This window comes from Stappia stellulata DSM 5886, assembly GCF_000423705.1.
Taxonomy (GTDB): Bacteria; Pseudomonadota; Alphaproteobacteria; order Rhizobiales; family Stappiaceae; genus Stappia; species Stappia stellulata.
The window spans coordinates 287951-307182 of the sequence record NZ_AUIM01000004.1 but is presented as its reverse complement, the minus strand read 5'-3'; the positions used below and the strand labels follow the sequence as shown (position 1 = coordinate 307182).

The window sequence follows — 19232 nt, the reverse complement described above, 5'->3', positions numbered from 1 at the left end:
AAAGTCAAAAGAGGATGTTTTGATGACTGGAAATCTGGCGATGGTCAAGAGCGAAGCGCCCAGGCGAGGCTCGATCGCCCCGCTCAAGAACGTCATGACGCTGATGATGTTGATCGAGACGCTCAAGGATCGCGGCGTCGGTCTGCCGGGGATCGGCGTCTTTTCTGGCGACAGCGGCTACGGGAAATCGGTCGCGGCGCAATACGCCATGAACAAGACGGGCGCCGTCTATATCGAGGTTCGTCACTACTGGCGACAAAAGCGGTTTTGCGAGGCGCTTCTGGAAGAACTCGGGCAACCGCGTCCGCGCGGCACGGTGGCGGCGATGATGGATGAAATCATCCACCGCATGGGAGACGCCCCCAATCGGCCGATGATCATCGACGAGGCCGACAAGCTCGTCGATGGCAAGATGATCGAGTTCGTCCGCGACATCCACGAAACGACGCAAGCGCCCGTGGTCCTGATCGGCGAGGAACTCTTGCCGAAGAAGCTCGAAGCCCACGAGCGGGTGCACAACCGGGTTCTGGATTTCCGGCTGGCGCAGCCCTGCGATCTCGAAGACGCCACGACGCTTGCCGGCTTCCTCGTGCCCGAAGTGGCCATTGCCGAAGAGCTGCTCGACGACATTCGGAAGCAGACGGCCGGCAAGGCGCGGCGCATCGCGACCACCCTGCATGAGATCGGACAGTTCGCCCGCAACCACGGTCTCAAGGACCTCGACCGGACCTCCTACACCGGGCGGATCTTCACCGGCGAGACCCCCATCCGGCGGCGCGGAGGGCGGATCTGATGGCGGCGGTCCTCAAGCTCAAGTCGATCAAGGGCCGTCCCGTCCTGCGCGGCTACGAACACGTCTGGTCGGTCATTCTCGAGCTCACCCGCGACGGCGCGCCCTTCACGAGACACGACGTCGATCAGGCGAGTTGCGACCCCGGCGATAGTTCCGTGAGTGACTACCTTCGCAGACTGCGCGCAGCCGGAGTTATTGTGGCGGCCGGGCAAGCTGGCACGGATCCGCGATACCGGCGCACGGTCTACCAACTTGTTGAGCGTCGAGCCGAGGCGCCGCGCCTGCGCAGGGACGGCTCGGAGGCTCCGCCGTCTGTTCAACAGCTTCTCTGGAACACGATGCGCAACCTTCTGCGCGACGGGTTTAATGCGAAAGAACTGGCGGCGTTCGCCTCGACAGACGACCGCCTGATCAAGACGGTGTCGGTGCATAGCTACATCAAACACCTCGCCCAAGCCGGTTACCTGCATTGCCTGGAGGCAGGACGGCCGCGCCATCTGACCAAGTGGCGCCTGAAACCCTCCATGAACACGGGGCCGAAGCCTCCGAAGATCCTCCGGACACACGCGATCTACGACCCGAACACGAACAACCTGCACGGCGAACCGGTCGCCGAGGAGGTGTCGCCGTGAACGTGACAATCCCGATGATCGACAAGGCCGGCAACGCCTGGGCGGGGTCGCCGCCCGACTGGATTGCCGAACTCGCATCTCTCGCGGACCGCGACGGGCTTTCCGGTGCCGGCAAGCGCATCGGCTACTCGCCCGCGGTCGTCAGTCAGGTGATCAACGCGCGCTATCCCGGCGACCTTGAGAAGGTCGAGGAACGCGTGCGCGGTGCGCTGATGGGGCTTTCGGTCGACTGCCCTGTGCTTGGCGACCTGTCCCGCAATCAATGTCTCGACTGGCAGAAAAAGCCCTATGCGTCGACGTCCGCGCACCGGGTGCGGATGTTCCGGGCCTGCCGGTCCAGCTGCCCGCACTCGCGTGTCAAGGGAGGCGTCGATGCTGAGCGATGAACTCCGGAACATGCGCGCCATGGTCGATGCCGCAACGGACGAGCGCGGCGAGCTGCACCTCAGCGCCATGCAGACGCAACTGGCGAAGAGCGCGCTGCTCGACCTTCTGAAGCGGGCGAACAGTTTGGAAAGCTGTCAGGTCGCCGGCCCGGCGCGGATCACCGAGGCGGACATGCAGACCGGCAAGGTGGTTCGACTGCCGATCGTGCCGCGTCCGGTTCCGCATTCCTCCGGCGATGGAGGGTCGGTTGCATGAGCGAGCTACACGATCTTGTCGATGAAATCGTCGATGCCGTCTTCGATGGCACACGGCAGGACACGCCGGCAACGATTGCCGCAAAGGAAGTGGCAGCGCAACTCATGACCGGCCAGACCCGGCGTGCGGATCTCGTCGCGGCAATCGCTCGGCTGGTCCACGCGGTCAATCTGGAGCTCGCCTATCGCGAGGAAATGCAAGCGCTCTACGGCGGGCCGAGCCTTGAAGAGCAACTTGCGGCGGAGCCCGCGCCACCGCCGGCGCCCCAGCCGTCAAGTCCGCCCCCTAAACCGGCAGCCAAACCGCCGCGCGAGGCGATCTTCCGCCGCTACCGCGAAGTGCCGGTCTTCCATCCCCCTGCGGGACGCGGCGATCCGAACCAGACCCTTTTGGGCGACCCGGCTCCGGGCCGCTCGGCCCTCGATCAACGCAATGGAGACTACCTATGACGGAGACAGTCAACGCAGCCGATGACGGTACGATCGATGTCGGCGGAAAAAGCTATATGGCGGATGCCAAGGGCGCACTCGTGCCGCTCGAAATGGTCAAGCCCGCGCACAAGCTTGAGGACGAGTTGGTGCGCAAGATCATGCGCTACGCCGACGATCTGTCGGCGCAGATCGCTCGGTTTCGCGGCCACACGATGACGGACCTCGGCGAGTTCGACGCGCTGCTCGCCCAGGAGTACGGCGTAACCAAGGGCGGGCCGAAGGGAAACCGCACCTATCAAAGCCACGACGGGCTGATGAAGGTGCAAGTGCAGGTCTCCGATTTCATCGACTTCGGCCCGCAACTCCAGATCGCCAAACGGCTCCTGGACGAATGCCTCAACGAATGGGCGGCCGACAGCCGGCCCGAGATCCGGGCCGTTATCACGCGCGCCTTCAACACCGACAAGGAAGGCAAGGTCAACCGCGCCGAGATCTTCATGCTGTTGCGGCTCGATATCGAGGATCCACGCTGGCAGGAGGCAATGCGCGCGATCCGGGACGCCATGCGGGTGACCGGCTCAAAGGAATACGTCCGCTTCTACCGCCGCGATCGCGTTACCGACCGCTGGCAGGCCGTCACCATCGATCTTGCGAGGGCCTCGTGATGACCGGCCGCAACACCTCCACTGTCCAAAGCTTCGCGGATCTCGCGAAAGCCATACAGCGCGACACCGCGCCCGCTGGTCGCAAGCCCACGCTTCGCTCGCCGTCCCGAAGCCGGCCGGAGCAATCGCATGCGGCTCTGTCCTCGCACTTCCTCGCAAATCGCTGGGGATGGTCATGAGCACGCTCGCAACGATCCACATCGCGAAGAAGCAGCTCGGCCTCGACGACGAGACCTATCGGGATTTTCTGGCGCGCGAGACCGGCAAGCGCTCGGCAGCCGATCTCACCGAAGCCGAGCGGCGCAAGGTGGTTCTGGCATTCGAACAACAGGGCTTCAAACGGTCTTCGAAAGGCGGTTCAAGGCCGCGTGCCGATCGCTTGTCCGGGCCGTATGCTGCCAAGTTCCAGGCGCTTTGGATCGCGGCCTGGAACCTCGGGATCGTCGACAACGCCTCCGATGCGGCGCTGATTGCGTTCGTCAAACGTCAGACCGGGCTCGATCATGGCCGCTTCCTTCGCCATGGCGACGATGCGGGCAAGGTGATCGAGGCGCTCAAGGACTGGATGCGGCGGGAAAGCGGCGACGCGAGCCTGTTCACCCGGGACAGGCTTCGCCCTCCGCTTCTGAACGATCACCGCATGCAGATCCTGCTGGCGCAGTGGACCCGGCTTGTCAGACTGGATGCCGCGCCCGCCGCCTCGATCGACGCATGGGTGGCGCGGATGCAGCCCGGCATCGCCTATGCGGACCTCTCCAAGGATGCCTGGATCGATCTGATGAACGTTCTTGGCGCTAAGCTGCGCGCCGCTTTGCGCAAGGTATGATCCATGCCGTCCAGCGCCTCCGACCACGCCTATCTGCCGGACCTTCTGGCCGAGATTGCCGAGGTCGCGGGTCTCGATGCGGCCCTGAAACTGGCGGCGGCGCGCGGCGGTCAAACCGTCTACATCCCGAGCCGACCGGACCCGGATCACTGGCTTTGCCAGACGGTCGGGCTACCGGCTGCGGAGAAGATCTGCGAGCACTTCCGCGTCCGCAATTCCGGCGGGCGCTTCCTGATCCCGATCGCCCGGACGGCGAGCGCACGGCGCACGCTTGTGAAGGCGCTTGAAAACGGCGCATCGGCGCGGCAAGCTGCGGCAGCGGCGGGAACCCATGAGCGCACCGCCTATCGCGCAAGGGCGCGCATTCGCGCCAAGGACCCCAATCAGGACGACCTTTTCTAGCCTGCCGCTGACAGTGTCAGTCTCACCTCGCATCGGTCGATCCGCCACCGTGGACCTCATCCAACGAGGCCGGGGCGATCCACATGCCGATCATTTCCAAATTGAGCCCGCAGGGGGCGCGCGAGATCGTCGCGCATGAAGGGTTCGTCAGCCGTACCTATCGCGATCCGGTTGGGGTTCCGACGATCGGAACCGGCTTTACCAACCGGTCGGCAACCTTCAAAGCCTATTGGATCAAGACGCGGGGACGCCCGCTGAAGTTCGGCGACACGATCACGCGCGAAGAGTGTCATCGCATCCTTCCCCAGGTCACCGATGAAGAATACGGCGCCGCTGTCGTGCGCCACATCAAGCCGACCCGTCAGCACCACTACGACGGCGCGGCCTCCGTTTGCTTCAATCTCGGTCCGCGCGCGGCCACATGGCGGTGGGCGAAGGCGCTTGCCAAAGGCGATGCCCGTACCGCCGCCGAACTGCTGCGCAAGACGGGCACCACGGCGGCCGGCCGTCGTCTGCCTGGCCTGGTAAAACGCCGTCAGGCCGAGGCGCTGCTGATCCAGCGCGGGATCTATTCGACATCCAAGGCGATCAACGTCCCGCCGCGCGCCGACGTGGCGCGCGCGTCCAGCGCAAGCGACGAGCTGCGGCACTATCAGAGCATTCTTGCCAAACTTGGCCACTACGACGGCGCGCTCGACGGATTGGCCGGACCGAAAACGACAAAGGCCGTCTTCGCTTTCCAGAAGGACCACCCGCACCTCAAGACCGATGGCGTGCTCGGCCCGGCAACAGCCGCCGCGCTGGAACGTGCGACGGCCGCTGGCGAGGCCGGCACGACGACCGGTGTCGGGGCTCTTGTCTCCGGCGCCGGTGTTGCCGCCGCCCAGAGCGGCGCGCCGGATTGGGTGCTGTGGGTTGCCGGCATCGGGCTCGGGTTGGCCGTCCTCGGCGGCACGGTTGTCGCCTGGCGCTATCGCGACGAGATCCGCCACCGCCTGTCCGGACTGGTCAAACGGGGAGCGTCGGCATGAGGGGGTTCCGCACGCTGATCGTCAACACGCTCGTCGCGCTTCTGCCGATCGCCGCCGAAGTGCTGCGCTTTCTCGAGGTCTTCGACTGGCACCTCTACCTGGAGCCGCGCGACGCGCTGTGGGCTATGCTGATCGTCGGCGGCCTCAACATCTTCCTGCGCCGGATCACGCGGACGCCGATCGGGGGTGACGCATGAGCTGGCTTCTCTCCGTCGTCCTGCGCTTCGCGTCCTCCGGTCTGGTCGAGCGCACGCTGTCCTATCTGGAACGCCGACAAACGGAAGAAACCGGCCGCGAGAAACTGCGCACACAGGTCGAGATCGAGACGATCCGCGCGGCCGTTGCCGAGACTAAGGAACTCGCGAAGTTCAATTCCGCAAAGCTGGAACACGCGGCTTTTTGGGGCTTCGCGGGTCTCTTCGTTCTCCCGCTCGGCGCATGGTGGGCGGCCGTCATCCTCGACAGCATCTTCCGCTTCGGCTGGGGCGTTGCGACGGTCCCCATTCTGGAAGCCTGGGGCGGGCAGATGATCCAGTGGCTGTTCTATGTCGGCGGCGGCGTCGCTGCTCTCCGGTCGCTGCGGTAGGTGCTCATGTGGTTCGACTGGTCGAAGCTGAATGCGTTCCTGAGCGTCATTGCCCTTGGCATCAGCTCTGCGGGCGTCGTCTACACCTGGCTTACACGCGGGTCGCGCAAGAACACCCAGGCGATCGCGGCGCTAGAGGCCAAGGTCGAGCAACAGCAAGCGCGGGTCGATCGGGTCGAAGCCAAGCTCAACACGCTTCCCGACCGCGACGATCTCCATCAGCTCGACAAGCAGATCGAGGGAATGAGCGTTCGCTTCGGCGGTGTCGAGGACACTTTAAAAGCGCTTCAACGCGTGACCGAACGGATCTCCGATTATCTCTTGAACAAGGAGGGCAAGCGTTGAGCTTCTCCGAACACATCGCGGGCGACTGCCGTTTGATCATCTTGCGGGCTCTCTCCGAAGAGACCGATCACCGCCTCAACGAAACGCTGCTCGTGCGCGTGCTGGAAACCTTCGGGCACCGCAAGTCCCGCGACTACGTCCGCACGCAGCTCCACCGGCTCGCGGAACTCGACGCGGTGAGCCTGTCGGAAGCCGGAACCGTGCTGGTCGCCGGCTTGCGCCGTGCCGGCCTCGATCACGTCGAGCGCCGCGCCTATCTGGAAGGCGTCGCCAAGCCCTCGCCGGTGGATTGATCATGAGCAAGGGGCGCGGCCGGCTGTCGGCGATCGACAGGCTCCCGGAGGAATGCGAGGACGTCGTTGCCTGGGCGGCGAAGGAACTGACTGCGCGCGACCGCACGCAAGTCGAGATCTACACCGAGTTCCGCGAGAAGCTGATCGCCATCCAGGGCGAGACCGGCGCCGGCTTCGACGTTCCGTCCTTCTCGTCGTTCAACCGCTACAGCGTGAAGCTTGCCGCCATGGCGCGGCGGATCGAGGAAACCCGCAACATTGCCTCCGCACTGAGCGACCGGCTCGACGCCGGTGCGTCCGACGATCTCACGATCATCGCGGCCGAGGCGATCAAGACGCTGATCTTCGAGATCCTGCAATCGGCCGGCGACGGCGGCCTGTCGACCAAGGGCGCGCAGGAACTCGCCAACGCGCTTCGGGCAGCCGCCGCCGCGCAATCCGTGTCCACGTCGCGTCGCCAGAAGGTCGAAGCCGAGTTCGCCGAGAAGGTCGAGGAAGTCGTCGACACGGTGAGCAAGGAAGCCGGTTTGTCGGCGGAAGCGGTTGAACAACTCCGTCGCGAATTCCTGGGCGTTCGCAAATGAGCGAAGAGCCTGGCAAATCGCGCGATCCCGATCTCTTCGCCGGTCCGCCGATGCTGGCGCGCGAAGACGATCAGCTGCCCGGCGACCTGCCGCGCGGTGCCGAGGTGCCGGACGATCTCGATCCGCTCGCGGACGGCATCCTGATGCAGCACCAGATCGACTGGATCGCCGACAAATCAGATTTGAAGCTCGCCGAAAAGGGCCGCCGCACCGGCATCACCTTCGGCGAGGCGCTCGACGACACATTGATCGCCGCCTCGAAGCGGTCCGCCGGCGGCGACAACGTCTTCTACATCGGCGACACCAAGGACAAGGGCCGCGAGTTCATCGGCTATGTCGCGAAGTTCGCAAAATCGATCGGCGAAGAGCTCGCGGCGATCGAGGAATTCCTGTTCGAAGACCAGAAGGCGGACGGCTCGACACGGATGATCTCCGCCTTTCGCATCCGTTTTGCCAGTGGCTACCGCGTCGAGGCGTTGTCGTCGCGCCCGGAAAACATCCGCGGGCTTCAGGGCATTGTCGTGATCGACGAAGCGGCGTTCCATCAGGACGTGCGCGGTGTGCTAGATGCGGTCAACGCGCTCCTGATTTGGGGCGGCAAGATCCGCGTGATCTCGACGCACAACGGCGTCTTGAACCCCTTTAATGAACTGATCCGCGAAGCGCGCGCCGGCAAGGTCCCGTTCTCCGTCCATCACATCCCCTTCGCCACCGCCGTTGCAAACGGGCTCTACAAGCGCGTCTGCCTGATCAAGGGGATCGAGTGGACAGCCGAGGGCGAAGCCGAGTGGGAAGCGAAGATCCGGGGCGCCTATGGTGCGCGCCAGGCGGCCATGCGACAGGAACTCGACGCTATTCCCGCCGAGGCGGAGGGCGCGGCACTGACCCGCGTGCAGATCGAAGCCTGCATGGCGGATGGCATCCCGATCGTGCGATGGGCCTGTTCCGACGATTTCAAGAACGCGCCGGAACACATCCGCAAGGCCGACACGCGCGACTTCTGCGAACGCGAGCTGAAACCCCATCTGGAAAAGCTCGACCCGCTGTTGCCGCATGTCTTCGGCGAGGACTTCGCGCGCAAGGGCGATCTGACGGTGATCAACGTCATGGCGATCACCCGTGCGCTCGTGCGCCGCTCCGGCCTGATCGTCGAGCTGCGCAATGTGCCCTTCGACCAGCAGCGCGACATCCTGTTCTATATCGTCGATCGCCTGCCGCGCATGTCAGGCGGCGCGCTCGATGCCACCGGCAACGGTGCTTACATCGCCGAGGTTGCCGCCCAGAAATACGGTCCGTCGATCGTCGAGGTCAGCCTGTCGCGCGCCTGGTACCAGGTCGAGATGCCCGCCTATATCGAGGCGTTTTCCGATCGCACCGTGATCCTGCCGAAGGACGACGACATCCTGCGGGATCACCAGGCGCTGCAGTATGTCGACGGCATCATCAAGGTTCCCGACGATCACAGCGTCAACGGCGCGGACGGCATGAAGCGCCACGGCGACAGCGCGATCGCCTCCGCGCTCGCCTGGTACGTAAGCCGTCAGGATCTGCCGGAGTTCGACTACACGGCCGCGCGGCATTCCCCACTCGCGCAATTCGGGCAGCAAGTCGGCCACAACGGTGGACCGCCGCTCGACGATGACGACGACTTCGCCCGCGTTGGCGGGATCAATCCATCACGCTCAGGAGGCTTGTGGTGAGCACCTATCAGCTTGTCGATCCGCAGGGGCGGCCCGTCTCCTCCACGTCGCTCCTGAAGGAAGAGGCCGCGCCGACCCTGACAGGCGTGCGTGCGCTCTGGAGCGATCCCGTTGCCTCCGGCCTGACACCGGGCAAGCTTGCCCGCATCCTGCGCGATGCGGTCGAAGGGGAGCCTAGCGACTATCTGGCGCTTGCCGAGGAAATGGAGGAACGCGATCTCCACTACGCCTCGGTGCTCGGCACCCGCAAGCGCGCGGTGCTGGCGATCGAGCCGGCGGTCAATCCGCCCGACGGCGGCGCGACCGACGACAAGATCCTCGACGCGGTGCGCGAGCTTGTCGAAGCGCCGGAATTCGAGACAATGCAGATCGACGTGCTCGACGCGCTCGGCAAGGGCTTTTCCGTCGTGGAGATCCTGTGGGAGTATGGGGCAGAGTGGCGTCCGCGCGGCTATGCCTGGCGCGATCCGCGACACTTCCAGTTCGACCGCAAGACGGGTCGCGAATTGCGGCTGCGCGAGGACGGGTCGATCGAGGGGCGCGCCCTGTCGCGCTATTCCTTCATCCGCCATGTGCCAAAGCTCAAGTCCGGCCTGCCGATCCGGGGCGGTCTGGCGCGTCTGTCCGCCTGGGCCTTCCTTCTGAAATCCTACACGCTCAAGGACTGGGCCGCGTTCCTGGAAGTCTTCGGCATGCCCTTGCGCGTCGGCCGATACGGACGCGGCGCGACGCCGGACGAAAAGCGCGTGCTCCTGCGTGCCGTGCGCGATCTCGCCTCCGATGCCGCCGCGATCATTCCGTCCGGCATGGAGATCGAGTTCATCGAAGCCAAGGGCGGCAGCGGCAATGCCGTCTTCGGCGCGATGGCCGATTACCTCGACGCGCAGATTTCCAAGGGCGTGTTGGGTCAGACGATGACCACCGACGACGGTTCGTCGCTTGCCCAGGCGCAGGTGCATGAAAACGTCCGCTACGACATCCTGCGCGCCGATGCGCGCCAGCTTGCGGCGACGATCAACCGCGATCTGATCCAGCCCTTCATCGCCTTCAACTTCGGTCCGCAGGAACGCTACCCGACCGTCGACCTGCCGGTGGCCGAAGCCGAGGACATCAAGACGCTGTCCGACGCGCTCACCAAACTGGTGCCGCTCGGGCTCAAGGTCTCGATGGCGGAGGTTCGGGAGAAGATCGGCCTGAGCGAGCCGGAGGAAGACGCGGACGTGCTCACGCCGGCGGCAAAGCCAAAGGCCGACCGTCAAGACAGGCCGGAAACGGACGAACCGGAAGACGAGGATGCCGACGATCCGGCAACCGCCCGCGCATGCCCGTCCTGCGGCGAGGTGCATGCGACCGCTCGCGGGGGCGAAGAGCCGGACGAGCTCGACGAACTCCTGGAGGGCGCGCTCGACGAATGGGGCGCGGATCTCGCGCCGGTCATGGATCAGCTCCAGGCGGAGTTCGCCGCAGCCAGCTCCTATGAGGATCTCAAAGCACGGCTCGACCGGCTGGCCGGCACGCTCGACGTCGGACCGCTGGCGCGCAGGATCGTCGATCTCGCAATGATCGCGCGCGGGCTGGGCGATGCCGGCTGATCTGCCCGACGAGTTCCTGACCGCCTCGCCGGAGGTCACGCGCTATTTCCGGGAGAAAGGATCGCGCCCGACCTTCGATTGGCGCGACATCGCCCCGCGCGAACATGCCTATGCCTTCACCGTCGCCAAGTCCGCCGGCTTCGACGTGCTCAAGGATCTGCGCAAGGCCGTCGACGACGCCATCGTCAACCGCGTGCCCTTCGAGGACTTCAAGGCGCGTTTGACACCGACGCTGCAGGCGAAAGGATGGTGGGGCAAGCGCTTCGCGAAAGACCCGGCCGACGGCGTCTCCAAATACGTGCAGCTCGGCAGCCCGCGCCGCCTGCGCACGATCTATTGGGCGAACATCCGCACAGCCCATGCCGCTGGCGAATGGGAGCGGACCCAGCGCACCAAGCGCTTCCTGCCGTACCTGGTCTATACGCTCTCGCTCGCCGAACGCCGCCGGCCCGAACACCGCGGCTGGGTCGGCGTGATCCTGCCTGTCGATCATCCGTTCTGGGACACCCACTATCCGCCGAACGGCTGGGGCTGCAAATGCGGCGTGCGCCAGATCTCACGGCGCGAGGCGGAGCGTCTCGGCTACGACCCGGAAGCCGGCGGGCCTCAGATCGTCATGCGGCCCTGGCGCAACAGGCGCACAGGTCAGACGGTGAAGGTCCCGGTCGGCATCGATCCGGGCTGGGACACCAATCCCGGCAAGACGCGTGGGCAGAACGTCGCCGAGCTGCTGTCCGGCCGGCTTGACGAGCTGTCGACACCGGCGCGGCGTGCGGCGATCGCCGACTTCACGGCGTCGCCGGCGTTCAAGGTCTTCGTCCAGGACGCAATCGAAGTTGGCCTGAAGCGCGCCGCACGGGTGCCTGCGCTCAAGGCGGAAGGGCTATCGGGCCGCGACATTGCAGCGCGACTGAATGGCGAGCACGGCTTCGCCATGACCCGCTTTCCGGTGGCGATCGCGCCGGGGCGCTTCGGAGACGACTATCTGCCTGTGATGATCGACGCGGCGACCATCGGCCATGCGGCCGATCACAGGCGGGTGGTCGATGTCTCCGCCTGGCCGGACTTCGGCGACATACTGAAACGCGCGCGGCTGCGCCGCGACCTCGCCGGCACCATGCGTGCCTTCGATCCCGCGACCGGTCTGTTCATTGTGCTGGATCCGCACGGCGGGCACTGGCGCTTGCGCACGCTGTTCCGCCCACGCGGCAAAGCGCGCTACTTCGAAAAGCAACCCGGAACGGCTCTGGAGTGAAGGGCACACGGGCAGAAGGTCGCAAACCCTTCGCCAACGCATGTGGCCGAGCGCGCCCGGAGGCTTGATTTGCCCGTGTGCATAACTGAAGATACCGGCAAAAACAAAAACTTGCAAAACCCAAAGGGAGATCAACGACTGATAGGCAACCTACAATCTTACGTCTGCTTCCCGCCCCCAACGCCGCCGTTCCGTGGTCAGACTACTAATACCGGAAGCTTCCCTTTAATCTGATCTTACATTCGCGCCCGCTGGAAAATGGCGACCGGGTTGATGCCGTTGTATGTGTTGGCATAAGCTAAAGTCATCGAACAGGCTCAGAGCTACTCGAGGAGCGTCAACCGGCTTTTCATGCCAAGTGATGCTTTTGCCTATAGAATATCTGGATACTTAAGAAGATTAGAGAAACTTCGGGGAAGGTTGGAGCCGTGTCAAAAGGGAAAACTGTCAAGCGACAGATTATATACGATCGACCGGCTGAGACAGATGCATTTACCGGTGGTGGGCATGCTAGAACAGCTAACGGCCTCGCACGATTAATCCGCGAATTTGATGGCGAAACACGTGCGATCGGCCTTGAGGGCCGCTGGGGATCGGGCAAGTCCTCTATCGTTGAGATGGCAAAGAAGACGCTTGAAATTGAGGCTCATCAGCAGAAGAAGAATTCGAACAATCGTGCATATCACATCTTTACGTATGATCTGTGGGCACACCAGACCGGCAACTTCCGACGAACGTTTCTGGAGCAACTGATCGCGTGGCTAAAATCTCAGCCGCAAAGTGACCGTCAATCTCTGAATAAAATCTACGATCAAATCACAAATCGAACTATCAATACGCGAACAAGCAACGAAAAAACGTTTACTTTTTTTGGTCTCATCGTTCTTATTTTCATACTCCTTCTGCCACTTATATATATGTGGCTCAGCCCCTTTGCATTCTCCAACAAGAGCGCCATCGCGAGTGGCTATGGAGTATTCGCGAGGTACGGCGTCTGCATCATGGCGGCCTTGATCACAGTTCACATCGTCTACATGTGGTGGAATGGGAACGGATACCGGGGTCCATATTACCTGATCAAGCGATGGTGGAACGACGAGCCGCGTCCTCAGAGAGGGGAAAACATGTCGATGCTCGCCGCGATCTCGCGTACGCTTTCCTTTTTCTCGAAAGATGCGGAAACCACGCATCTTGAGCAACGCATTCGCGAAATTGATCCCTCGCAGCACGAGTTCGAGAAGACTTTCAAGGACATTATCGGGGGTTATCAGACAAAAGAGCGGCGCATCATCATCGTGTTTGACAATGTTGATCGTCTTCCGAACGACGGAATACAGGACGCGTGGGCGAACATTCGCGCAATCGTCTCGGCGGACCGCGCCAGTGATGGCACTGAGAGAAAGGTCACGTTGATTATTCCCTACGATCGTCAGCACATCCTAACTGCGATCACGACCGACCTAACTGCAATCACGACCGACGCTGACAAGAAAGTTCAGGAAGACCTCCTGCGCAAGTCGTTCGACGCCATCCTGTTTGTAGCAGCACCTGTTATCTCCGATGCGTCTGCTTTCTTTGCCCTGAAACTGTTGGAAGCCCTTGACGATCAAATCGATAAAGAGGTCGGTTATCGAGCGTACAAAATTTTTGACATTTCTTGTCAGGGATCGTTGTCCACTCCCCGCCAGATCATCGCGTTCATCAACGCGGTAACAGGCCTGTGGGAACAATGGGAAGGGCGCATTCCCATACCCACGATCGCGCTTTTCATGGCAAATCGTGAAAAGCTTTCAGTTGATCCGACATCGCTTCGCCGGCCCGACGAAATTGATGAGCGACAACGCGACCTGGCCGATGACCCAGACCTATTCAAGCATCTGGCGGCGCTAGCCTATAATGTAGATCCCGACCTTGCTCTGCAGGTGCTCTTAGACGGTCGAATTGAATTGCTATTCACAGGCATCACACCCGAGGATGAGGTAAACGCGATCATGGACTCGCCTGGCTGGGATACAATCTTGCCAGACGTCTACAGAGACAAAGCGAAGATCTGGGCGAGTACATCCGCGACACAGTTCAGAAATGCGGTTCGCAACCTCTCAAACCTCAATGCGAGCCCCTCCAACAGGCTTGAAAGTAAGCGGGCCTTGCTGGGAGCGCTGGGAGAACTAGTTGCCGTCTCTCCTGCTTCTTGGAGCGAGCAGGAAGACTTGTTGAGACTGTATGAGCTGTGCGATCGCAGCGAAGGGCGTCAATGGACGCTGGCACTGGCCGCGTGGCTGCAGCGCTCTTTGCCCAAGAGAGAGGAACGCGGTTTCTCTCACGGTCGCGATTGGATCTCCTTCGTCGGCAAGATGCACAAGGTGCTCGTGACGGAATACGGCGAGGATGAAGCACTGGAACTGATTTCAAATATTGAATTCCCCGAAAGCGACGAATTTCTCATCGGCGTCGCATTCGATGCAGACCTAACGGGTCTACGCCTAGCAAACTTCAAGAATCGACCGAAAACAAAGGACCTAAACGGAGCGTTGGATTCAAGGCTTATCGAAAATCCTGAGGAGTTTTACTATGCTTGGCCCGAGCTGCGCGCGCTGTTAGGAAAAGGACAGGCGGCCACATTTGCAGGAGCCTTGAGTGCTCATTTACAGGAAACAAAGGTCGAAGATATCGACGACCTTATCATCATGCTAAAGTCCTATAATAAGCTTATAACAGATAGTACAATGACCAGTGCGTTGACGACGGCACGCCAAGACTTGGTTAGTGATGGCGCCCTCTACCATCATATTGAAGCTATTCGTAACTCAAAAAATGACCGAGTGGATGAAGGGCTGGCAGCGGCCTTTTGGTTGATTCTGGGTGAAACAGAGGGAAAGGCGCCGGAAGTAACCAATCTTCAGGCTCACGCCTTCGGTGACCTCAATGCGCAACGAGATTGGGTGAATAAGGCTATACGGGACGCAGAGATTGGTGACGGGTCTGTCAGCAAACTATCCGAGTTGATCCGAGACGGTGATACGCTTGAGGCTTGGATCGACTGGGCGGCGGCCGCCCCCCGCGAGACCCGTCTCGTTCAGAACGCCATTCTGAAAGTCATACAACGCAACGATTTCGCACCACCTCCGCCTTCGGCCCTAGCAACACACTATGAGTTTCTCAAAGAGCTGCTGGGTGAAGATATGGAAGCTCTCCGAGCACGTACCGGCATCGTGAGAAAAACCGAGGAATGGACATCGTTGGCACCCCCGGATCTTCCGCTTTCCCTGATCGCCGACAATGCCAAGCGCCAGGAACAGGGTTGGCAGGCCATGTATACCACGATCGATAAATGGCTAGTCGATCAAGACGCCGACACATTGACGCAATCGCTGCTCGATGAGACGCGTCTCGTTGATGTCTTGCGCCAACGTGTAATAGACGCCAAGCTAACCCTTCCACCGGACAAAATAAAAACAGCTATCAAGGATCATGTCCTGGGCATGCTGTCCGGCGAAAGACCGTCGCGAAAAGACTTTGATTCCGTCTGGCGTGCTGTTCCAGTCAATTCAAGAGCAGGCTTGGCGAAAGATGTGCTGGACCTTCTGGACAACACGGTTGTCACATCCGCGGGTATAGACGTTGCGCTCACCTGCTATTCCGAGCTGCTTGCACAACTTCCACTAACAAAGCGCTCCGATGTTGCTGCCCGAAAGATCATACTGCCTTCGGTGGAAGCAGCGCTGAACGGATCAGCCACAGCACTTGATTTCTTGAAAGACAACGAACGACAGATGCGGCAGGTGCTGAAGGGAGTAGAGGAACCTTCAATTATCGGAGAACTTTGTGACCATCTCGAAAGCCGTACTTCTTCCGATGAGGACGAGGAGAGTGATAGCGTGCGCCAGCGTATACGTGAAATTCTTGCTCTCTCATGCTCCCAGTCAGAAAATTCCGAAGGAGACCAGCCCGAACAGTAAATGATACCGGCCGAGCAGTCGAACTGGGCGTGCGGGAATTATGATTTCGAAATCTGTACTAGACGGATTCGGATCTTGTGGCGGAGAGACGGCGATGGCCAAATGTGATGTGTGCGGCAGCAGCGCCGAGGCGGGTAGGCGCGGTGACATGCGGCAGTTTCGATGCAACCGATGCGGCCCCTTCATGATCACCGGCAGTGCAGTGGCAGTGCTTAGAGGTCGTTTCCACGAGTCGAACGGCGCCGTCAATGAACTCGTTGTAGCCAAGGTCAGTCACTACATCCGTCTACATTCTTCCGAGGACGAGTGGCTGGAAATCCATTCAAATATGATCGACGACATGGTAGCGCAGAAACTGCCATCGCCGAAACAGCAGCGAGAAAACCTGTTACGTTGGATGGCAGAACAGGCCGGTGAAGATCACTTCAAAGCCATAGCATTCTCAGGAACCGACATCTGCTCCATCATAGGCGCTGCATCCCCAGATGCGGCGAGCAACCTGATTGATGATGCCGAAAAAAAAGGACTGATCGAGTTCGTGCCCGACGACAACTATCGATTGACCGGTGCGGCTTGGGATCACTTGGAGGCCACGGAGCGCCCGTCAGCACGTCGCTATTCGGGCGACAACTTTGTAGATTCCGCAAGGATTGCGGAGCTCCGAGCCATCGAGAGCGATCAATTCGATTTGTCTCGTCTCCTAAGAATGTGTGAAGAGCTCAACGATGCTTGGCGTTCCGGCAGGACGATTTCGACGGCCATGCTTGCCCGCGCGATCGTAGACCACGTGCCACCCATTTTCGGTCGCAATAGTTTCAGTCAGGTTGCAAGTAACAGCTCCAAATCGATAAAGGGCTCGCTCCAGCAAATCGAAACGTCGCTCCGCCACATCGCGGATGGTGCATTGCACACACACATCCGAGCGAGGGAGAATGTTCCTACGCCGACACAAGTCGACTTTAGGCAAAACTTCGATGTCCTATTGAGCGAAGTGGCGCGAAACCTCCGCTAGTTCATCTTCGAACAGACGGCAATCGCAACTCGCGAATCGGCGGGCATCCCAGCGCGGCGCAGCAGCTTGATCAACGCCGCAGCGGACTTTCCTGTTACTATGGTTTCGTCGACGATGAGTATCGATTTGATCGAGGGTTCGTAGCCGTTCGGCGAATGCACAAACTCGCGCTCGACCAGATCATCGACGGTCGTCTCACTGTTTTGCGCCTTGATCTCACCCTTGCGGGTGAACGTCTCGGTGAAATCGCGGACGGGCCATTTGCCGAGGATCGCATCACGATATGGCTGCAAATCGTTTCTGGAACTTGGCGGGCAGACGATTGCATCGAAGCAAAAGCCACTCGCCTCGATTTGTTGCACCAGAACGGTCTGAAACTTCGGGATCAACGCATGGTAATTCACCTGCACCGAAGGCACATAATTGTTTTTAGTTCGCATTACATTGAAATATATCCCGGCAGTTCCTGTCCCCTCCGTGACGTGAAAAACGGTAACGGTCTCTCCGGTTGGCAACTCAATAGAACTGACTGTCATGTGTCTCTACCCTGGATATCTCACATTGAAGAGACTATCTGGCTCAGGCGAAATGGCCATCCCTCGCGCCGGGCGGTGGTATAAGTCTTGAATCTCCCTGGGGTTGCTAGACACTCCAACTCCTAGCGGCTGACAAATTCCTGCATATCGTATCGCCAACTCACCAACGCTCTGAACCTCCGTCGATTTCGCTTCATGAGGCGCTTCCGGTTGTGCTCCGCCTCAATCCCCGCCGCCACCCCCAAACGCGCGTCCTACCCCCTTTAAACCCCCTTTAACGGCGAAGCTGTCGCCGGGGCGCGGGTGCGGTTTGCATCGTGCGGGTGGTGAAGCCGGGAAGTGACGTTTTCGACCGGATTTGATCGCCGGTCCTGGCACTCATCCGCCTGACACTGTCAGGGGCGCGGGTGTGCGGTGCGTCCTGCACGTTGTCGCCCATGACAACGCGAACCGCAACCGCCCTTTTTTCGACAACCGCCATCGCCTCCGAGACCGGATCGGCGGCGCCCGCATGGGTGCAGCTCTTTCCGGCCGGGCCGGAGCTGGTTGCCCGCGACGGCCGGCGCTGGCGCCTGTCCGATCCCGCGTCGGTGATCGCGGCCTTTGAGGCCAACGGCGCGCCGCTTCCCATCGACTATGAACACAGCCAGGCGCACCGCGCGCCGAAAGGCGAGACCGCGCCGGCAGCCGGCTGGATCACCGCGATGGAGATCCGCGACGGCGCGCTTTGGGGCGCGGTCGAGTGGACCGACAAGGCCGCCGCCATGATCGTGGCGCGCGAGTACCGCTTTTTGTCGCCCGAGTTCCTTCACTCCAAGACCGGCGACATCCTCCGCCTTGCCGGTGCCGGCCTGGTCAACCGCCCGGCGCTGCGCATGGCCGCGCTCTCGCGCGCCGAAGATCCCGCTTCCCCTGATGCTTCAACAGATGCTCCCTCCAACCTCCCGGAGACCCCCATGGACCTCACAGCCCTTTGCCGCGCGCTCGGCCTCGATGCCGGCGCTTCGATCGACAACATCCTCGCCGCCGTCGAACGCCTCAAGACCGAACACCAGACGGCGGTTGCCGCCGCCCAGGCGCCGGACATGGAGCGTTTCGTTCCGCGCGCCGACTACGACCAGGCGATCGCCCGCGCCGATACGGCCGAGACGGCGCTTGCAGCCGAACAACGGAAGATCCGCGAGGCGGACGTGAATGCGGCAATCGAGGACGCCGTGAAAGCCGGCAAGATCGCCCCGGCCTCGCGCGATCACTACCGCGCACTTTGCGCCCAGGAGGGCGGTCTCGACCGGTTCAAGGATCTGGTCGGAACCCTGCCGGTGATCGGCAAGCCGTCCGATCTCGACGACAAGGACCTGGCCGCCGGCAAGTCCGCGTTGACCGATCAGCAGCGCAGCATCGCCTCAAAGCTCGGCTTGTCCGACGAGGACTACGCCGCGACCGCCTGAGGCGCGCCGCAGCCCTTTGACCCACGGCGCGCCGCGCCCGACCGGAGATCCACCTCATGGCCCTCATCAAGGAACGTCAGACCCGCATGCGCCTGCCCGAGCGCGAAAGCCACCCGGTCGCGGCCGGTGTGAAGATCCTCGCCGGATCGCTCGTCGTGCTGGAGGCCGGGTTCGCCAGGCCGGGGCGCACGGCAACCGGGTTGATCGCGCTGGGGCGCGCGGAGCGCACTGTCGACAACACCGAAGGTGCTGCTGGCGAAGCCCGGATCGAGATCCTGCGCAAACGCGCTTTCCAGTTCGACAATCTCGACGCCGATCCGGTCGGCCAGGCCGACGTCGGCACGACCTGCTTCATCGTCGACGACGAGACGGTCGCCAGGACCGACGGCACGGGCACACGTTCGTCCGCCGGCCGCGTTGTCGCCGTCGACCCCGCCGGCGTCTGGGTCGAGGTCTAGCGCCCGGCCGCGCCGCCCGAGTTTCCCTTCTTCCGCAAGGAC

Annotated in this window: 22 protein-coding genes; 21 read left to right on the top strand and 1 reads right to left on the bottom strand. The window is 61.9% G+C overall.

Translation table 11 applies throughout. The features are described 5' to 3' along the window. Positions 1–22 precede the first annotated feature (22 nt). The 19 genes from G572_RS0101645 to G572_RS25285 all read left to right on the top strand — a co-directional run bounded on the left by G572_RS0101645 (position 23) and on the right by G572_RS25285 (position 16748). Entirely contained in the window at positions 23–793 is a 771-nt protein-coding gene (locus G572_RS0101645; RefSeq protein ID WP_084649821.1) for an AAA family ATPase, read from the top strand. Continuing rightward, a complete protein-coding gene (locus tag G572_RS0101640) occupies positions 793–1425 on the top strand; it encodes a hypothetical protein (RefSeq protein WP_029056992.1) in 633 nt (210 codons plus the stop codon). Before G572_RS0101645 ends, G572_RS0101640 begins: the two co-directional genes overlap by 1 nt. After that, positions 1422–1811 (top strand): transcriptional regulator, encoded by a 390-nt coding sequence (locus G572_RS0101635; protein ID WP_156884450.1) that lies wholly within the window; start codon positions 1422–1424, stop codon positions 1809–1811. The genes G572_RS0101640 and G572_RS0101635 overlap by 4 nt, the downstream gene beginning before the upstream one ends. Then, a complete protein-coding gene (locus tag G572_RS0101630; RefSeq protein ID WP_029056990.1) occupies positions 1798–2067 on the top strand; it encodes a hypothetical protein in 270 nt (89 codons plus the stop codon). Before G572_RS0101635 ends, G572_RS0101630 begins: the two co-directional genes overlap by 14 nt. Then, positions 2064–2516, top strand: coding sequence for a hypothetical protein (locus G572_RS0101625; RefSeq protein ID WP_029056989.1), 453 nt, complete (start codon positions 2064–2066; stop codon positions 2514–2516). Before G572_RS0101630 ends, G572_RS0101625 begins: the two co-directional genes overlap by 4 nt. Further along, positions 2513–3163 (top strand): DUF3164 family protein, encoded by a 651-nt coding sequence (locus tag G572_RS0101620; RefSeq protein ID WP_029056988.1) that lies wholly within the window; start codon positions 2513–2515, stop codon positions 3161–3163. The genes G572_RS0101625 and G572_RS0101620 overlap by 4 nt, the downstream gene beginning before the upstream one ends. A 175-nt stretch (positions 3164–3338) precedes the next feature. After that, entirely contained in the window at positions 3339–3989 is a 651-nt protein-coding gene (locus G572_RS0101615; RefSeq protein WP_029056987.1) for a gp16 family protein, read from the top strand. A gap of 3 nt (positions 3990–3992) precedes the next feature. Continuing rightward, complete coding sequence (locus G572_RS0101610) at positions 3993–4391, top strand: hypothetical protein (RefSeq protein WP_029056986.1); 399 nt, start codon at positions 3993–3995, stop codon at positions 4389–4391. A gap of 83 nt (positions 4392–4474) precedes the next feature. Then, positions 4475–5422, top strand: coding sequence for a glycoside hydrolase family protein (locus G572_RS0101605; RefSeq protein ID WP_037545049.1), 948 nt, complete (start codon positions 4475–4477; stop codon positions 5420–5422). Then, positions 5419–5619, top strand: coding sequence for a hypothetical protein (locus tag G572_RS0101600; RefSeq protein WP_029056984.1), 201 nt, complete (start codon positions 5419–5421; stop codon positions 5617–5619). Before G572_RS0101605 ends, G572_RS0101600 begins: the two co-directional genes overlap by 4 nt. Beyond that, the gene (locus G572_RS0101595) at positions 5616–6008 is read left to right on the top strand and encodes a hypothetical protein (RefSeq protein ID WP_029056983.1); all 393 of its coding nucleotides are present in this window, start codon (positions 5616–5618) and stop codon (positions 6006–6008) included. Before G572_RS0101600 ends, G572_RS0101595 begins: the two co-directional genes overlap by 4 nt. Positions 6009–6014: 6 nt before the next feature. Next, positions 6015–6353: a DUF2730 family protein gene (locus G572_RS0101590; protein ID WP_029056982.1), complete on the top strand. Its 339-nt coding sequence runs from the start codon at positions 6015–6017 to the stop codon at positions 6351–6353. Next, the gene (locus G572_RS0101585) at positions 6350–6646 is read left to right on the top strand and encodes a VpaChn25_0724 family phage protein (protein WP_029056981.1); all 297 of its coding nucleotides are present in this window, start codon (positions 6350–6352) and stop codon (positions 6644–6646) included. Before G572_RS0101590 ends, G572_RS0101585 begins: the two co-directional genes overlap by 4 nt. 2 nt (positions 6647–6648) lie before the next feature. Further along, positions 6649–7230 carry a DUF3486 family protein gene (locus G572_RS0101580; RefSeq protein WP_037545047.1) on the top strand — a complete coding sequence of 194 codons (582 nt, stop codon included), beginning with the start codon at positions 6649–6651 and terminating at the stop codon, positions 7228–7230. Then, the gene (locus G572_RS0101575; protein WP_029056979.1) at positions 7227–8930 is read left to right on the top strand and encodes a hypothetical protein; all 1704 of its coding nucleotides are present in this window, start codon (positions 7227–7229) and stop codon (positions 8928–8930) included. Before G572_RS0101580 ends, G572_RS0101575 begins: the two co-directional genes overlap by 4 nt. Continuing rightward, positions 8927–10522 carry a phage portal protein family protein gene (locus G572_RS0101570; RefSeq protein ID WP_029056978.1) on the top strand — a complete coding sequence of 532 codons (1596 nt, stop codon included), beginning with the start codon at positions 8927–8929 and terminating at the stop codon, positions 10520–10522. The genes G572_RS0101575 and G572_RS0101570 overlap by 4 nt, the downstream gene beginning before the upstream one ends. Then, the gene (locus G572_RS25290) at positions 10512–11777 is read left to right on the top strand and encodes a phage head morphogenesis protein (protein ID WP_051241448.1); all 1266 of its coding nucleotides are present in this window, start codon (positions 10512–10514) and stop codon (positions 11775–11777) included. Before G572_RS0101570 ends, G572_RS25290 begins: the two co-directional genes overlap by 11 nt. 428 nt (positions 11778–12205) lie before the next feature. Further along, positions 12206–15736, top strand: coding sequence for a P-loop NTPase fold protein (locus tag G572_RS0101560; protein ID WP_169391272.1), 3531 nt, complete (start codon positions 12206–12208; stop codon positions 15734–15736). A gap of 94 nt (positions 15737–15830) precedes the next feature. Next, positions 15831–16748, top strand: a complete 918-nt coding sequence (locus tag G572_RS25285; RefSeq protein WP_156884449.1) for a hypothetical protein — start codon at positions 15831–15833, stop codon at positions 16746–16748. Here G572_RS25285 and G572_RS0101550 read toward each other — a convergent pair. Further along, positions 16745–17284 carry a phosphoribosyltransferase gene (locus G572_RS0101550; RefSeq protein ID WP_156884448.1) on the bottom strand — a complete coding sequence of 180 codons (540 nt, stop codon included), beginning with the start codon at positions 17282–17284 and terminating at the stop codon, positions 16745–16747. The two genes, G572_RS25285 and G572_RS0101550, sit on opposite strands and share 4 nt — an antisense overlap. A 437-nt stretch (positions 17285–17721) precedes the next feature. Between G572_RS0101550 and G572_RS0101545 the strand changes: the two genes are divergently transcribed. Next, positions 17722–18732, top strand: a complete 1011-nt coding sequence (locus G572_RS0101545) for a phage protease (protein WP_029056975.1) — start codon at positions 17722–17724, stop codon at positions 18730–18732. A gap of 56 nt (positions 18733–18788) precedes the next feature. After that, positions 18789–19190: a hypothetical protein gene (locus G572_RS0101540; protein WP_029056974.1), complete on the top strand. Its 402-nt coding sequence runs from the start codon at positions 18789–18791 to the stop codon at positions 19188–19190. The last annotated feature ends 42 nt before the right edge of the window (positions 19191–19232 follow it).

Coding starts and splice junctions, on each gene's coding strand:
- G572_RS0101580 (WP_037545047.1), top strand. CDS start 6,649: ATGAGCAAGGGGCGCGGCCGGCTGTCGGCGATCGACAGGCTCCCGGAG.
- G572_RS0101615 (WP_029056987.1), top strand. CDS start 3,339: ATGAGCACGCTCGCAACGATCCACATCGCGAAGAAGCAGCTCGGCCTC.
- G572_RS0101590 (WP_029056982.1), top strand. CDS start 6,015: ATGTGGTTCGACTGGTCGAAGCTGAATGCGTTCCTGAGCGTCATTGCC.
- G572_RS0101645 (WP_084649821.1), top strand. CDS start 23: ATGACTGGAAATCTGGCGATGGTCAAGAGCGAAGCGCCCAGGCGAGGC.
- G572_RS25290 (WP_051241448.1), top strand. CDS start 10,512: ATGCCGGCTGATCTGCCCGACGAGTTCCTGACCGCCTCGCCGGAGGTC.
- G572_RS0101640 (WP_029056992.1), top strand. CDS start 793: ATGGCGGCGGTCCTCAAGCTCAAGTCGATCAAGGGCCGTCCCGTCCTG.
- G572_RS0101545 (WP_029056975.1), top strand. CDS start 17,722: ATGACAACGCGAACCGCAACCGCCCTTTTTTCGACAACCGCCATCGCC.
- G572_RS0101540 (WP_029056974.1), top strand. CDS start 18,789: ATGGCCCTCATCAAGGAACGTCAGACCCGCATGCGCCTGCCCGAGCGC.
- G572_RS25285 (WP_156884449.1), top strand. CDS start 15,831: ATGGCCAAATGTGATGTGTGCGGCAGCAGCGCCGAGGCGGGTAGGCGC.
- G572_RS0101610 (WP_029056986.1), top strand. CDS start 3,993: ATGCCGTCCAGCGCCTCCGACCACGCCTATCTGCCGGACCTTCTGGCC.
- G572_RS0101550 (WP_156884448.1), bottom strand. CDS start 17,284: ATGACAGTCAGTTCTATTGAGTTGCCAACCGGAGAGACCGTTACCGTT.
- G572_RS0101620 (WP_029056988.1), top strand. CDS start 2,513: ATGACGGAGACAGTCAACGCAGCCGATGACGGTACGATCGATGTCGGC.
- G572_RS0101605 (WP_037545049.1), top strand. CDS start 4,475: ATGCCGATCATTTCCAAATTGAGCCCGCAGGGGGCGCGCGAGATCGTC.
- G572_RS0101625 (WP_029056989.1), top strand. CDS start 2,064: ATGAGCGAGCTACACGATCTTGTCGATGAAATCGTCGATGCCGTCTTC.
- G572_RS0101600 (WP_029056984.1), top strand. CDS start 5,419: ATGAGGGGGTTCCGCACGCTGATCGTCAACACGCTCGTCGCGCTTCTG.
- G572_RS0101630 (WP_029056990.1), top strand. CDS start 1,798: ATGCTGAGCGATGAACTCCGGAACATGCGCGCCATGGTCGATGCCGCA.
- G572_RS0101575 (WP_029056979.1), top strand. CDS start 7,227: ATGAGCGAAGAGCCTGGCAAATCGCGCGATCCCGATCTCTTCGCCGGT.
- G572_RS0101595 (WP_029056983.1), top strand. CDS start 5,616: ATGAGCTGGCTTCTCTCCGTCGTCCTGCGCTTCGCGTCCTCCGGTCTG.